Origin of the sequence: Pseudomonas sp. NFACC05-1 (assembly GCF_900100135.1) — a bacterium.
Taxonomy (GTDB): domain Bacteria; phylum Pseudomonadota; class Gammaproteobacteria; order Pseudomonadales; family Pseudomonadaceae; genus Aquipseudomonas; species Aquipseudomonas fluorescens_Q.
On record NZ_FMTR01000027.1, the window covers coordinates 1 to 14,702 of the forward strand.

Annotated in this window: 11 protein-coding genes; all 11 read left to right on the plus strand. The window is 56.9% G+C overall.

The features are described 5' to 3' along the window. A partial coding sequence (locus tag BLO97_RS26175; protein WP_092348931.1) for a calcium-binding protein occupies positions 1-2,029 on the plus strand: 2,029 nt, incomplete at its 5' end. A 271-nt stretch (positions 2,030-2,300) separates the two neighbouring features. Further along, complete coding sequence (locus BLO97_RS26180; protein ID WP_092348934.1) at positions 2,301-4,040, plus strand: type I secretion system permease/ATPase; 1,740 nt, start codon at positions 2,301-2,303, stop codon at positions 4,038-4,040. Beyond that, positions 4,040-5,350, plus strand: coding sequence for an HlyD family type I secretion periplasmic adaptor subunit (locus BLO97_RS26185; RefSeq protein WP_092144997.1), 1,311 nt, complete (start codon positions 4,040-4,042; stop codon positions 5,348-5,350). Before BLO97_RS26180 ends, BLO97_RS26185 begins: the two co-directional genes overlap by 1 nt. A gap of 214 nt (positions 5,351-5,564) precedes the next feature. Further along, a complete protein-coding gene (rfbF, locus tag BLO97_RS26190) occupies positions 5,565-6,338 on the plus strand; it encodes a glucose-1-phosphate cytidylyltransferase (protein ID WP_092222821.1) in 774 nt (257 codons plus the stop codon). Then, positions 6,320-7,402 (plus strand): CDP-glucose 4,6-dehydratase, encoded by a 1,083-nt coding sequence (rfbG, locus tag BLO97_RS26195; protein ID WP_092222823.1) that lies wholly within the window; start codon positions 6,320-6,322, stop codon positions 7,400-7,402. Before rfbF ends, rfbG begins: the two co-directional genes overlap by 19 nt. Then, positions 7,399-7,959: a dTDP-4-dehydrorhamnose 3,5-epimerase family protein gene (locus BLO97_RS26200; protein WP_092222824.1), complete on the plus strand. Its 561-nt coding sequence runs from the start codon at positions 7,399-7,401 to the stop codon at positions 7,957-7,959. Before rfbG ends, BLO97_RS26200 begins: the two co-directional genes overlap by 4 nt. Beyond that, the gene (locus BLO97_RS26205) at positions 7,956-9,182 is read left to right on the plus strand and encodes a class I SAM-dependent methyltransferase (protein WP_092222826.1); all 1,227 of its coding nucleotides are present in this window, start codon (positions 7,956-7,958) and stop codon (positions 9,180-9,182) included. The genes BLO97_RS26200 and BLO97_RS26205 overlap by 4 nt, the downstream gene beginning before the upstream one ends. Then, the gene (locus BLO97_RS26210; RefSeq protein ID WP_092222828.1) at positions 9,179-10,300 is read left to right on the plus strand and encodes a DegT/DnrJ/EryC1/StrS family aminotransferase; all 1,122 of its coding nucleotides are present in this window, start codon (positions 9,179-9,181) and stop codon (positions 10,298-10,300) included. The genes BLO97_RS26205 and BLO97_RS26210 overlap by 4 nt, the downstream gene beginning before the upstream one ends. Continuing rightward, positions 10,297-10,962 carry a DapH/DapD/GlmU-related protein gene (locus BLO97_RS26215; protein WP_092222830.1) on the plus strand — a complete coding sequence of 222 codons (666 nt, stop codon included), beginning with the start codon at positions 10,297-10,299 and terminating at the stop codon, positions 10,960-10,962. Before BLO97_RS26210 ends, BLO97_RS26215 begins: the two co-directional genes overlap by 4 nt. Before the next feature lie 26 nt (positions 10,963-10,988). Continuing rightward, entirely contained in the window at positions 10,989-11,717 is a 729-nt protein-coding gene (locus tag BLO97_RS26220) for a cephalosporin hydroxylase family protein (RefSeq protein ID WP_092222832.1), read from the plus strand. A gap of 44 nt (positions 11,718-11,761) precedes the next feature. Beyond that, positions 11,762-14,689, plus strand: a complete 2,928-nt coding sequence (locus tag BLO97_RS26225) for a TIGR00180 family glycosyltransferase (protein WP_092222835.1) — start codon at positions 11,762-11,764, stop codon at positions 14,687-14,689. Positions 14,690-14,702 lie beyond the last annotated feature (13 nt).

Genomic DNA, 14,702 nt, shown 5'->3' on the forward strand with positions numbered 1-14,702 from the left:
CAATAAGACGATCGAGTTGGCTGACGGCGGCTACGACGAAGTGCGCACTAATCAGGCCACCTTCACCCTGAACCCGTACATCGAAAAATTGACCTACACCGGCACGACGGCTTTCACTGCTTATGGCAGTGTCACCGATAACATCATCATCGGCGGCGCAGGTAACGACGTGCTGTTCGGCGGTGACGGCGCCGATCAGCTCTTCGGCGGCGAAGGGTTGGACGTCGCCGGTTATACCGACAGCAAGGTGGCGGTGAATATCAACCTCAAGACGGGGGTTCACTCTGGTATCGCTACCGGCGATACCTTTACCGACATCGAAGTGATTCGTGGCTCAAGTTACAACGACACCTTTGTAGCTGACGGTCTGGCGATTGGCTTCGATGGTGGTCTGGGAATAGACACGGTAGATTATTCGACCTCGGCCGAAGCGATCAATGTCGATATTCGCGTCTATAAAGGCTTGCCTGGAATTGGCGGTGATGCCGAGGGCGACACGCTGGAAGGTATCGAAAAGGTTATCGGTACGGCGTTCAATGACACATTCACCAGTGCCTGGGGGGCTGTAACGCTGGAGGGAGGGCTCGGTGACGACGTCTACATTGTCAACACCAGCGGGAACAAGACGGTCGAGCTGGCTGATGGCGGCTTCGACGAAGTATTTACTAACCAGGCCATCTTCACCATGGACCCGTTCATTGAGAAGATGACTCACACTGGCACGGTGGCATTCACAGGCTACGGCAACACCGGCGATAACATCATCATAGGTGGCGCAGGCAACGACGTACTGTTCGGCGCTGCTGGTGCAGATCAACTCATTGGTGGAGCAGGCGTGGATGTCGCCAGCTATGGCGATAGCCGGGTAGCGGTTACCCTTAATATGACCACAGGCGTCCATTCCGGTATTGCAGCAGGCGATACCTATCAAGAGATTGAAACGCTGCGTGGGTCGGGTTTTAACGACACCTTCATCGGCGGTTCGCAAGCGATGGGCGTGGATGGCGCGTTGGGAACTGATCTGGCCAGCTATGAACAGTCCTCCAGCGCGGTGACCATCGACCTGACAACCAATGTGAATGCCGGTGATGCGGCAGGCGATACGTTTACCGCGATTGAGATCTATCAGGGCTCCGATTTCGATGACACGCTATTGGGCTCTGCTAAAGCCGACATTTTTATTGGTGGTGCGGGCGCCGACGTCATTGATGGTCGCGATGGTGTGGATCAAGCCTGGTATATCAACAGTGCTGCCGCTGTGGATATCAACCTTCAGACGGGTATTCACCAGGGCGGCGACGCCCAGGGTGATGTGCTGACTAACATCGAGCGGGTCATGGGCAGCCAGTTCAATGATTCGATGACAGGAGACAGCCTGGCTAACTGGTTGGAGGGTGGGCTGGGCAATGACACCATCTACGGGGGCGATGGCGCCGATTACATCTATGGCGGCTTGTACACTGCTACAGGCCCGATGCTTCCCGGTGGCCCTGCCAACGTAGCCCAGGCCGATCAGCTCTATGGCGGCCTCGGCAACGATGCGCTTACCACGGCCAACCTGGACACCGGAGCAGTGGCCTATGGAGAGGCAGGCAACGACGGCATTGCCGTGTTCAGCGGCACTGCTGATGGTGGGGCAGGCAACGATATTTTGTTGGGCAGAGGGGATGGTTTCCGCTTGTTGGGCGGGGCCGGCGATGACACTTTAACTGTCGCCGAAGGTGGTCAGGGGTTCGTTAATGGAGGTCAGGATGACGATACCTACGTCATCGATACCTACGGCCAGGTCACGATCAAGGATGACGGTACAGGAGGGTTTGATCGGGTGTTGCTGAACGGAATGGAGTCGATGGACACGATAACGACCGTGCGCAGTGGCAATGACGCGTATATCTTCAATACCTCGAGCTACCATTCAGGCCAACCGCTTTCGGACATGGGCGTGAAGCTGCAGGATTGGTACGCGGGCTTCAACACCATCGAGCAGTTCCATACCTCTAATGGAGATGTCTTTACGATCCCCGCATAACAGCGTTCCCCCTTGCCCGGGGTGCTTGATATAGGACAGGGCTACAAAAACGCCTCTGGGTCAATAAGACCCAGAGGCGTTTTTTATTTGCCCGCGCAGCATGGGCGCAATTTTACGCAGGCGAGTCCAGCCGTAAACGGACTGTCTGGTGCGGAACTTGCAGCCCAGCGCAAAGCGCTCGAAGAGCGTCAAGTTTCCTTACGACCTCTGTCATCAAGTCAGTATTGACTGGCGACATGGATGTCATGAAAAACCAAGGGATGGATAACAGTTGAAAACCCCTAACGCTGTCAGTGCGCCTGTTGTTGCGCCTCCATTGAAATCGGCATTGCGCCGGGGGCTGATAGGCGCCGCGCTGTTTTCCGGGGTGATCAATATCCTGGCGCTGATTGGCCCGGTGTTCATGCTGGAAGTCTACGACCGGGTCATTCCCAGCCAGAGCGTCCCGACCCTGGTCGCCCTGGGGCTACTGGCGCTGGGGGTTTATGCGCTTTCGGGCCTGCTGGATATCATTCGATCCCGAGTCATGGTGCGAATTGCTTCCTCGCTGGATCTGACGCTGTCTTCGAGAGTCTTCAACGTGATTGCCGGTGCTTCGCTGAAAACGCCGATTACCGGAGACGCTCTGAAACCGGCCCAGGAGCTGGATCAGATCCGCGGTTTTATTGGTGGTCCGGGACTTGTGGCATTTTTCGATTTGCCGTGGATGCCGGTTTACCTCGCGGTCTGCTTTTACATTCACCCGCTCTTTGGTCTTTTAACCGTCGCCTTGATGATTATCCTCATCGCGCTGACCGTACTCACTGACCGGCAGACCCGCAAATTGATGCAGGCGTCGGCCGATGCGTTGAACAAGCGCAATCACCTGGGCCAGCAAGCTCACCAGAACGCCGAAGCGCTGATGGCCATGGGCATGTTGGTCAACACGTCGACTATCTGGCAGAAGAATCACAGCACCTTCATTACCCTGCAACGACGCTCGATCGACATTGGTGGCTTTTACGGTGGCATTTCCAAAACCCTGCGCCAGGTCGTTCAGTCGGCCGCCCTGGCCTTGGGTGCATGGCTGGTGATCCAAGGCGACTTGAGCGGCGGCACGATGATCGCGGCCTCGATTATTGTGGCGCGGACGCTGGCACCGGCGGAGCAGGTCATTGCCTCGTGGCGCAGCCTGTTGGGTGCCCAGATCGCCTGGAAGAAACTAGTGGAAGTGTTCTCGCTGTTCCCGGATGCCCAGAGCAAGACCGAGCTTCCTGCGGCCCATCGCAACTTGCAGGTCGAAAGTGTTTTCGCAGCGCCACCCGGCGCGCAGCGCCTGACCTTGCAAAATATCAACTTCCTGGTCGCCGCGGGCACTGCTGTGGGGGTGGTGGGGCCGAGCGCATCGGGCAAGTCGTCATTGGCGCGGGTCCTAGTCAACGCCTGGGCCCCGGCGCGGGGGCATGTCCGGCTCGATGGCGCGCCGCTGGATCTGCTGACCGAACAGGCTCGAGGCAAGTTGATCGGTTATCTGCCGCAAAGCGTTGGGCTGTTTACCGGAACCGTCGCCCAGAACATCGCCCGCCTAGACCCTTCGGCACCGGACAGCGCGATTGTCAGCGCTGCGCAATTGGCCGGGGTTCATGAGCTGATCCTGCAGTTGCCCCGAGGCTATGAAACCCAAGTAGGCGAGGGCGGGGTCAACCTCTCGGCCGGTCAGCGACAACGGGTGGCACTGGCCAGGGCTTTATTCGGTGATCCGTTCCTGGTGGTGCTGGACGAGCCAAATTCAAACCTCGATGCCGAAGGCGAACAGGCGCTGGCCAAAGCCATCCTGGCGCTCAAGGCTCGTGGTGCAATCGTGGTGGTGATTGCCCATCGCACCAGTATCTTGTCGGTGATTGACCATGTGCTGATTCTCGAAAACGGCATGCAGGCAGCTTTCGGTCCCAAGGATGTCGTCCTTAAAAGGCCGCCTGCACCAGCTCCCAGGCCCGCCAACAATGTCGTGGAATTGGGAGTGCCCAACTGATGCAGGCCGATCAAGAAGCCAATCTGACCGATTCTTTATCCCGTCATCTGCGTTGGGGGGCGGTGTCATTGGTGCTGCTGCTCGGTGGAAGCCTGACTTGGGCGATGTTGACCAACCTGTCTGGTGCAGTCATTGCCTCGGGGGTAGTGGCCGTGGAGGGCAGCGTCAAGACGATTCAGCATCCTACCGGAGGTGTGGTGGCCGAATTACTGATCAAGGAAGGGCAGACAGTCGCGGCAGGGGACGTGCTGTTGCGCCTCGATGCCACATTGCCCGCCGCCAGCCAGGCCATTGTCAGTAAATCCTTGAACCAGGCTTGGGCGCGTCTGGCTCGCCTGGAGGCCGAGCGGGACGATGCCAGCGAGGTAGTGGTACCAACGGAGTTGCTGTCCCGCATGAGCCTGGAGGAGGCCGAGTCGGTCATGGCTATAGAGCAGCAACTGTTTCTTGACCGGCGCGCTTCCCGCGAAGGCCAGAAGAAGCAACTGCGCGAGCGTGTCCAGCAACTCAACGAAACCATTGCCGGTCACGACATCCAGCAGAAAACCAAGCTGGAAGAAATCGAACTGATCGATAGCGAATACCAGGCCGTCAAGAAACTGTTCGACAAAGGCATGATGACTCTCGATCGGGTCAATGCCCTGGCTCGAGGTATTGCCCGCTTGCGCGGAGAGAGGGGACAGTTGATGGCGTCCATTGCCGAGGCTCGGGGCAAGATCGCCGAAACCGAGTTGCAACGACTCCAGGTTGACCAGACTTTCCGCAGTGAAGTGTCCCAGGAACTGAGAGATTTGCTGGCCCGTCAGGGCGAATTGATCGAGCGGGAAATCACTGCCAGCGATCAGCTCAAACGCATCGACATCACCTCGCCTATTGCCGGACGCGTGCAGCAATTGGCCGTCCACACAATCGGTGGCGTCATCTCACCGGCCGAGGGGCTCATGCAGATCGTACCCGCCGACGATGAACTGCTGGTGGAGGCGAAAATCAGTGCCCAAGACATTGACCAGCTAACGGTCGGGCAATCCGCGACCTTGCGCTTGAGCGCGTTCAACCGCAGCACCACGCCCGAACTGACCGGCACCGTGGTGCGACTGTCAGCAGATCTGATTCAGGATGAGCGCACAGGGGCGGGGTTCTATCGGGCGGGTATCAAAATTCCTCAAAGCGAATTGGCGAAGCTGCAAGGGCTAGCCCTGGTGCCGGGAATGCCGGTTGAGTCGATGATCCAGACCGGCTCCAGAAACGTCATGTCTTACTTGCTCAAACCAATCAGCGACCATGCCCAGCGAGCATTCAGAGAGGGCTAGTTTTTAACGTTGAATGGCTTGGCGAGGTTATGAACGCTAGAGCTTTCGATACCAGGATTTGCTGGCGCGTTTCCTGCAAGCCCCCCTCATATCGCCATAAAACGAGCGCTCGCGGACCATCGCAGCGCCCGGATCGGCATTGAAGGTGTAATCCCCGCGCCAGCAGAGCGAAACAACGCTTGGCTGAGCCCGGTGATGGACAAGAGGGGAGACGATGAAGGCAGTTATCTTGGCAGGTGGTCTCGGCACACGGATCAGCGAGGAGTCGCACCTCAAGCCCAAGCCGATGATCGAGATCGGTGGCAAGCCAATTCTTTGGCACATCATGAAGCAGTATTCCGCCCATGGAATCCACGACTTCGTCATTTGCCTGGGTTACAAGGGCTACGCCATCAAGGATTTTTTCGCCAACTACTTTCTGCACACCTCCGACGTCACTTTCGACATGTGCAACAACCGCATGGACGTTCACCAGAACTACAGCGAGCCGTGGCGCGTGACCCTGATCGACACTGGTGAAGACACCATGACCGGCGGCCGGCTGCGTCGGGCGGCGCGTTATCTGGAAAATGAAGAAGCGTTCTGTTTTACCTATGGCGACGGCGTGTCGGATCTCAATATTGGCGCGCTGGTGGAATTTCACTTTTCGCACGGCAAGCTGGCCACGGTGACGGCCGTCCAACCGCCAGGCCGTTACGGGGCTCTGGACAGGGATAACGACCAAGTATTGGGTTTCACCGAAAAACCACGGGGGGATGGTGGCTGGATTAACGGCGGTTTCTTCGTATTGTCGCCCAAGGTGTTGCCGTTGATCGAAAACGATGCAACTTCATGGGAATCCGGTCCTCTGGACGGCCTTGCCGCGCAAGGCCAGTTGATGGCGTTCCAGCACGATGGCTTTTGGCAGCCGATGGACACCCTGCGGGATAAAAATCACCTCGAAGCCCTGTGGCAAAGCGGGGAGGCCCCATGGAAGCAGTGGGACTGAGCCCCGAGTTCTGGCGCGGCAAGCGGGTGCTGGTTACCGGTCACACCGGTTTCAAAGGCAGCTGGTTGACGCTGTGGCTGCAGAGCCTGGGCGCACAGGTCAGTGGTTTTTCCCTGGACCCGACCACTCAACCGAACCTGTTCGAACTGGCCCGGGTCGGCGAGGGCATCGATGATCGGCGCGCTGATTTGCGCGACCTTGGCGCCTTGCTGGAAGTGCTTGCCGACGTGCAGCCTCAGATCGTCCTGCACCTGGCGGCCCAGCCGCTGGTACGCGAGGGTTATCGCGACCCGTTGGGGACCTATTCCAGCAATGTCATGGGCACCCTGAACCTGCTCGAAGCAATCCGTCAGGTTGGCGGCGTGCGCGCCTGCGTATTGGTGACCACAGATAAGGTCTACGCCAACCAGGAGTGGCTGTGGCCCTATCGCGAAAATGAACCCTTGGGCGGCCACGACCCCTACAGCAGCAGCAAGGCCTGCTGCGAATTGCTGGCGCAGTCTTATGCCGCGTCGTTCTTTTCGGCCGAGCGATTCGCTGAGCACGGCCTGGCCTTGGCCACGGCGCGGGCTGGCAACGTATTGGGCGGCGGTGATTTTGCCCCTGAGCGCCTGATTCCGGACGTGCTCAAGGCCTGGTCGGCGGACGAGCCGGTGACGCTGCGTTATCCACAAGCCGTACGCCCGTGGCAGCACGCCCTGGAACCGCTGGCCGGTTATTTACAGTTGGCCGCAGGCCTTCATGAGCAGGGGCCGGAATTTGCCGGCGCCTGGAACTTTGGCCCCGGCGAAGCGGATATGTGCAGTGTCGGTGACGTCGTCCAGTTGCTGGCCGAGCGCTGGCCGCAAGCGCCGGGCCTGCGCATCGAGCCGAGTGATCTGCATGAAGCCGGCCTGCTGCGCCTGGACAGCAGCCGCGCCCGGCAATTGCTGGGCTGGCAGCCGCGCTGGTCGCTGCAGCAATGCCTGGCCCAGACCCTCGATTGGCACCTTGCCTGGCAGAACGGCGACGACATGCGCCAAGTCACGCTGGGGCAGTTGAACCTGTACCGAGGCACGTTGTGAGCGAGTTTTCAATGAAGGCATTACCGTTGGCCGGTTTGTTCACCGTCCAGCACAAGCGCTTCGAAGACCAGCGCGGGCATTTCGCCCGGCTGTTCTGCGAAGGCAGCCTGAGCGCGTTCGGCCAGCCATTCCATATCCGTCAGATCAATCATTCTTGTACCCATGAGCGCGGTAGCGTGCGTGGGTTGCACTATCAGAACGCGGCACAACCGGAAGCCAAGCTGATTACCTGTCTGCGTGGCGAAGTCTGGGATGTGGCTGTGGATTTGCGTCCCGACTCCGAGACTTTCCTGCATTGGCACGCCGAGCACCTGAAGGCCGGTGATGGCCGCAGCCTGTTGATCCCGGCTGGGTTCGCCCATGGGTTCCAGACCCTGACCGACGATGCCGAGCTGCTTTATCTGCACAGCGCCGATTACGCCCCGGAGCACGAGGGCGGCCTGTCGGTGAGTGATCCGCGGCTGGCGATTGCCTGGCCGCTGCCTGTCAATAATCTGTCGACCCGGGACAGCAGTCATCCCTTGCTCGATGAGCGTTTCGCTGGAGTGCGTGTATGAATTGCCGAGGTTGCGGGACTGCCCTGGTGTTGCCACTGATTGACCTTGGCACGTCGCCGCCGTCCAATGCATACGTGCGGGCCGACCAACTGGAGCAGGCCGAGCAGTGGGTCCCGCTCAAGGTTGCTGTATGTCAGCAGTGCTGGCTGGTACAGACCGAGGATTACACCCGCGCCGACAGTTTGTTCGACGCCGAGTATGCCTATTTCAGTTCGTTCTCCAGTACCTGGCTGGCCCATGCCGAGCGCTATGTGGCCGAGATGGTCGAACGCTTCGATTTGACCCCGAACAGCCGCGTGGTGGAGATTGCCGCCAACGACGGTTACCTGTTGCAGTACGTGGCCAAGCGCGGGATTGCGTGCCTGGGTGTCGAGCCAACTCGCAGCACCGCCAAGGCTGCCCGTGAAAAAGGCCTGGAAATTCGCGAGCTATTCTTTGGCCGCGATACCGCGTCGCAACTCATGGGGGAGGGTTGGGCAGCCGACTTGATGGCGGCCAATAACGTGCTCGCCCATGTGCCTGACATCAATGATTTCCTCGCCGGTTTCGCCACGCTGCTGAAGCCTACGGGCGTAGCGACGTTTGAGTTTCCGCAATTGCTCACGCTAATGGCCGGGCAGCAGTTCGACACCCTGTATCACGAACATTTTTCCTACCTGTCGCTGACGGCCGTGCAAACACTGTGCGAGCGCAACGGGCTGGAAGTTTTCGATGTCAGCCAACTGTCGACCCACGGCGGTTCGTTGCGGGTGTTCGTCCAGCGTACCGATGGCGTGCGTCGTCCGGTGCAGGCCACGGTGCAACAGCAACTGCAGGCTGAGCTTGATGCCGGTGTGAAAACTTCCGCATATTACGCCACCCTGGCGCCGGCCGCCGAGGCCATCAAGCATGGTTTGCTGCGTTTCCTGTTGCAGGCCAAGGCTGATGGCAAGCATGTGGTCGGTTATGGCGCGGCCGCCAAAGGCAATACGTTGCTCAACTATGCCGGGGTCAAATCCGATCTTTTAGCCTGGGTGGCGGACGCTAATCCGCACAAGCAGGGTAAATACCTGCCAGGTAGCCGGATTCCTATCGTCTCGCCGGAGCGTATCGCTCAGGAGGAACCTGATTACGTGTTGGTACTGCCTTGGAACCTACTGGCAGAGATCACAGGTCAGTTTGCCTCGATTAACAGTTGGGGCGCACAGTTCGTTGTGGCGGTCCCGGAGTTGAGTATTCAATGAGCAGAATTCATTACACCAAACCGAGCATCGGCGAACTGGAAGCGCGGTACGCACTTGACGCAGTGAAGAACGGTTGGGGGGAGCGTTGCTACGAGTACCTGAACCGTTTCGAGCGCGGTTTTGCTGAGCACCTTGGAGTGACTTATGCCATCGCAACCTCCAGTTGTACCGGGGCGTTGCACATGGGTATGGCGGCCCTGGATATTGGCATCGGTGATGAGGTAATCCTCGCCAATACCAATTGGATCGCGTCCGCGGCCCCCATAACTTACCTGAACGCCACGCCGGTGTTCGTTGACGTACTGCCAGATAGTTGGTGCCTGGACCCGGAACAGGTCCGACGTGCAATTACTTCGCGAACTAAAGCAATTCTGGCGGTGCACCTTTACGGCAACCTATGTGACATGGATGCTCTGCTGGCAATCGGCCGCGAGCACGGCATACCGGTAATCGAAGATGCTGCTGAGGCGATTGGTTCGCAATGGCGTGGTAAAGCTGCGGGATCCTTGGGAGCATTTGGTGCGTTTTCTTTTCATGGCACAAAGACCATGACTACCGGCGAGGGGGGGATTTTCGTTACTTCGGATAAGGGATTGTATGAGCGAGTTCTTACCCTGTCCAACCATGGTCGTGTTGCTGGTAGCGTCCGACAATTCTGGCCGGATTTTATTGGCTATAAATATAAAATGAGCAATTTGCAAGCGGCGGTGGGTTGTGCCCAGGTCGAGCGGATAGAGGAGCTCATTCAGCGCAAGCGCGTGATATTTGATGTTTATGCCCAAGCATTGACTTGTTTGCCGGGCCTGTACATGAATCCTGAACCGGCGCATTCCCGTAACGGCTATTGGATGCCTACTGTGGTTTTCGACGAGTCCACTGGTATTGATCGGGAGCATCTAATTGGCGCATTCCAGGCCGAAAACATTGATGCCCGAGTGTTCTTTTGGCCGCTCTCCTCGTTGCCGATGTTCTGTGGTAAGACGGTCGACACGCCAGTTTCCAATTCGCTGCCGGGGCGTGCGATTAATTTGCCGAGCTATCACGACATGACCTATGCCGATCAGCACAGGGTCATTGATGTTGTGCGAGCGGTTCTTGAGCATAAGGAAAAATTATGAAAGTTTATTTGTTGGGTGCGGCTAATCCCGAGTCGATTCGTATGATCCAAGCAGTGCGGCGCGCTACGCCAAACTTGGAGTTCGCGTTTCTAGATAACGATCCGGCCAAGCAGGGCACTTTATTTTATGGTGTTCCCGTTGTGGGAGGTCTGGATCGAGTGGGTGAACTCAAGGGTGATGATGTGCGTTTCGTCAATTTGATAACCGGTAACACTGTCACGCGTTATGAAACTACGTGTCGGCTGGTAGAGGCTGGTGCAACCCTAGGTAACTTCCTGCACCCCAATATTGATCTGACGATGACCGAAATAGGTTTGGGTAACTACCTGCAAGATGGAGTGATGGTGCAGGCCGAGGTTTCAATTGGAAATAATAGCAGCATTCACATGGGCACGCTGATCGGTCATGAGAGCCGTATCGGAAATTCGGTATTTATTGCTCACGGGGTCAGTGTTTCCGGTTGTTGTGAAATTGGCGACGGTTCTTTTGTTGGAACTAATGCAAGTATTCTGCCTCGCGTTCGCATCGGCCGCTGGGCAACAATTGGTGCGGGTGCGGTTATTAATAAAGATGTCCCGGATTACGCGGTTGTTGTAGGTAATCCCGGAAAAATTCTAAGAATTCAGGATGTTCCTTATCAGGATGCCCAAGTTCTCAAGTGATCCTAGCGTTTTTTGGAGAGTTTAAAATGAATCCTCAGGAACAGTTTCGCGAAGAAGTGGCTTCAAATATTGAAGGTTTGAAACACGACGAAGCCGTGCAAGCCGCATCTTTGGCTTGGGTATGCGATACCGCCAAACACAAATACACCTACAACTTTAGCTGGATGGGCCGTCCGATTATCCAGTTCCCTCAGGACATGATTGCCATGCAAGAAATCATCTGGTCCTTGCAGCCGGATGTCATCATCGAAACCGGCATTGCCCACGGCGGTTCAATTGTGTATTACGCTTCACTGCTTGAGTTGATCGGAAAGGGGGAGGTGATTGGGATTGATGTCGATATTCGTCAACACAATCGTGAGGCGATCGAAGCACATCCGATGAAGCGTCGTATCCATATGATCCAAGGCTCCAGTATCGACGAGGCCATTGTTGATCAGGTCCGCGCACGGGTAGCCGGTAAGAAAGTATTGGTGGTCCTTGATTCAAACCATACACACGAACATGTACTGGCCGAACTGCGTCTTTATGCACCATTGGTGTCGGTAGGCGGTTATTGTGTAGTGATGGATACGGTAGTGGAAGATATGCCTGCTGACTCCTTTCCAGATCGTCCGTGGAGTAAAGGCAACAATCCTAAAACTGCGGTGTGGGCTTACCTTCAGGAAAATCACGATTTCGAAGTTGACGAAAAAATTCAAAGCAAGTTGCTAATTACAGTTGCTCCCGATGGCTATCTGCGTCGGATTAGTTAAGTTAAAATCATCAGCGTTGGTTTGGTCGGTTGTGGGGAGGATTTATGCTAGGCAGTAATGGTTCGGGACAAAGGCTTTCATCAGAAGAGCGGTTTACCATCGTATTGATGACCCACAATCGACCTGCTTTCCTGCGTAGGGCATTGCATTATTACAGCGCGTATCCCTGCTCGATTATGGTGCTCGACTCGTCGGATGAGGCGTGTGTTGAACTTGCCAGACTCTACCCGAATATTGATTATCAGCATCTTCCTCAATTTGGCTATTGGGGTATTCAGTCAAAACTCGTCTATGGGGTAAGCCGAGTCACCACTGAGTTTATGGTTTTTGCCGCTGACGACGATTTCATTTTATTTGACGGTATTACCCAATCCCTTGAGTTTCTTAAGGCGAATAGCGATTACGGGCTGTGTCATGGTTATGGCATGATGTACTTGGCACATGCTACTTCGGTTGATTTTTACCGTCGGGATAAGATTGTTTGCGAGGATTATTGCTCACCCAGTGCTGCTGAGCGAGTGCAAAGTTATTTGGGGCAGTTTTTGCCACCGTTCTACGCGGTTACTCGAACCGATCTGCTACGTGATTGGTATAAGGTACTACCGGATGGAACTCGTTTTGAATGGCAAGAAATCGGTCATGCTTATTATTTGTTGGGGCGTGCTAAAGCTCGCTTGCTGCCCATCCCCTATTCATTGCGTGAAGTCAATTACGGCTATTCAGAGCACAGTACTAACGTGTTGACTGTGCTTGCAAATAGCGACGCAAAATCTGTGCAGGAGCGTGAACAGTTCGCTGAGTTTCTTGCTTCTTTACCCATCGGTGTCGAAGGGAACGCGGCACAGCGCCGACAAACTGCACTCGACAGCTTTACGGCCATGAGAGATGGCTTGCTGGGACGTCGGTCATTGACGCTTGAGGTTATTGTTAATTCCTATTGGCGTAATGCTTTCCAAGAGCCGCTACGCCAGTTTCGACCCAATCAGTACCTAGAGCTTCCGTTTTATAACAAGCCGTTCTTCGATCTGCTTCAGGATTTAGAGTTCATGTTGCATGCGATGCCGGCTGGCCGCCTGCAGCTTCAGGAACTGGAAGGCATTTTGGTGCGCCAGCATGAGTTGATGCGCGTCCATCCCAACGACAACGAACGCACTATCCGGGCTCGCCTGTGGGAGGCACTAGGCCTAAACGTATTCAATCGCTCGGTGGTCAAACGTCTGGCCGAGTCGCTTCAGGGCACCGAGGAATACCAAGAGGGGCTCAAGTTGCAGGTCTGGGCCGAGCGACTGGATTCGTTGCCGGGACAAGCAGGCGACGAACTGTTAAAAAACTTGCCTTCTGGTCGCCTGTTGAACTGGCTCGAAGCGCGTAACCCCGATGCGCAACAACTCAAGTCGATCGCTGCCCATTTGGCCGAGCATCAGGGCGGGCCGCGGTTCGGCATCCTGCTGCTGGATCTGGACGCTGACATGTTCAAGTTGCAGGCCACCTTCGACAGCCTGGTCAACAGCTATTGCAAAGCGTTCAACATAGTGGTGTTCACCACCGGTGACCTACCGGCTACAACCACGGCGCGTGACACCGTGCATTTCGTCAAAGTCAGCACGACCAATTACATCGACTTCATCAACCAGATCATCGGGCAATCTGCCGCCGACTGGCTGCTGCTGGCCGAGGCCGGTGACCAGTTCACTCCGAGCGGGCTGCTGCGCGCCAGCCTCGAACTGATCGGTGCCGAAGGTGTGCGCGCCGTGGCCATGGATGAAATCCAGCGCAAGGCTGATGGCAGTCTCACTGACGTATTCCGTCCGGGGGTCAACCTTGATCTGTTGCAGTCGGTGCCGTCGTTGATGGCGCGACACTGGCTGATTCGCCGTGAGGTGCTGACCCAGACCGGTGGCTTTACCGCGCAATACACCCAAGCCTTGGAGCTTGACCTGCTGTTGCGTCTGATCGAAGACGAAGGGCTGGCCGGTCTGGCGCATTTGGCCGAACCGTTGTTGATTTGCAATGCGCCATCGCAGGAGGAAAACCCTCAAGAGCGTCAGGTGCTGACTCGTCACTTGGCTGCCAGGGGCTATCGCGCTCAGGTCACTTCGGCCCAACCGCTGAGCTATCAGATCGATTACCAGCACGCCGAGCGGCCTCTGGTGTCGATCATTCTCGAGAGTCGCGACAACTTCGAGTACATCCAACAGGCGTTGGTCAGCGTGCTGCAACGTACGCGCTACCATCGTCATGAAATAGTGATCGCGGACAACCACAGCCAATCCGTGGAACTGGCCCAGTGGTTGGACAGTCTGGAAGGCAAGGGCGAGCGGATTCGCATTCTGCGCAGCGACCGACGTCTGAGCACTTCGGCGTTGTACAACTGGGCCAGTACCGAGGCCAAAGGGGATTATCTGGTGATGCTGTCGGCCCAGTCGCAAGTGGTCAATGCCAACTGGCTCGACAGTTTGCTCAACCAGGCCCAGCGGCCTGAAGTGGGGATCGTTGGCAGCAAACAGATGGACATTCGCGGTATCACCACTCAGGCCGGTCTGGTGCTCAAGCCCGATGGTCAGGTGGCCTCGGTGTTTGTCGGCGAGCGCAAGGACGCCAAGGGCTACCTCAACGGCCATCAGGTGGAGCAGAACTATTCGGCGGTGTCGGGCGTTTGCCTGATGATCCGCAAGGACTTGTTCGAAGCCGTGGGCGGCCTGGACGAGGAGCACTTCGCTGAAGCGTTTGCCGATATCGACCTGTGCCTCAAAGCGGCCGATGCGGGTTATCTCACCGTCTGGACCCCTCAGGCCCAGATGCTGCACCCCGGCACACTCGCCGAAGCGCCACAGGCTGCCGACGCTCTTCAGGACAAATGGCAGGCGCGCTTCGAACACGACGCGGCCCGTAACCCCAACCTGGCCTTGACCGGTACGGGCTTCGCGCTGGGCACCGCCACGGCGGTGGACTGGGCGCGGTTGTTGGCATAGGCCTGGCTGTCAG

Coding starts and splice junctions, on each gene's coding strand:
- rfbF (WP_092222821.1), top strand. CDS start 5,565: ATGAAGGCAGTTATCTTGGCAGGTGGTCTCGGCACACGGATCAGCGAG.
- BLO97_RS26215 (WP_092222830.1), top strand. CDS start 10,297: ATGAAAGTTTATTTGTTGGGTGCGGCTAATCCCGAGTCGATTCGTATG.
- rfbG (WP_092222823.1), top strand. CDS start 6,320: ATGGAAGCAGTGGGACTGAGCCCCGAGTTCTGGCGCGGCAAGCGGGTG.
- BLO97_RS26210 (WP_092222828.1), top strand. CDS start 9,179: ATGAGCAGAATTCATTACACCAAACCGAGCATCGGCGAACTGGAAGCG.
- BLO97_RS26225 (WP_092222835.1), top strand. CDS start 11,762: ATGCTAGGCAGTAATGGTTCGGGACAAAGGCTTTCATCAGAAGAGCGG.
- BLO97_RS26185 (WP_092144997.1), top strand. CDS start 4,040: ATGCAGGCCGATCAAGAAGCCAATCTGACCGATTCTTTATCCCGTCAT.
- BLO97_RS26220 (WP_092222832.1), top strand. CDS start 10,989: ATGAATCCTCAGGAACAGTTTCGCGAAGAAGTGGCTTCAAATATTGAA.
- BLO97_RS26205 (WP_092222826.1), top strand. CDS start 7,956: ATGAATTGCCGAGGTTGCGGGACTGCCCTGGTGTTGCCACTGATTGAC.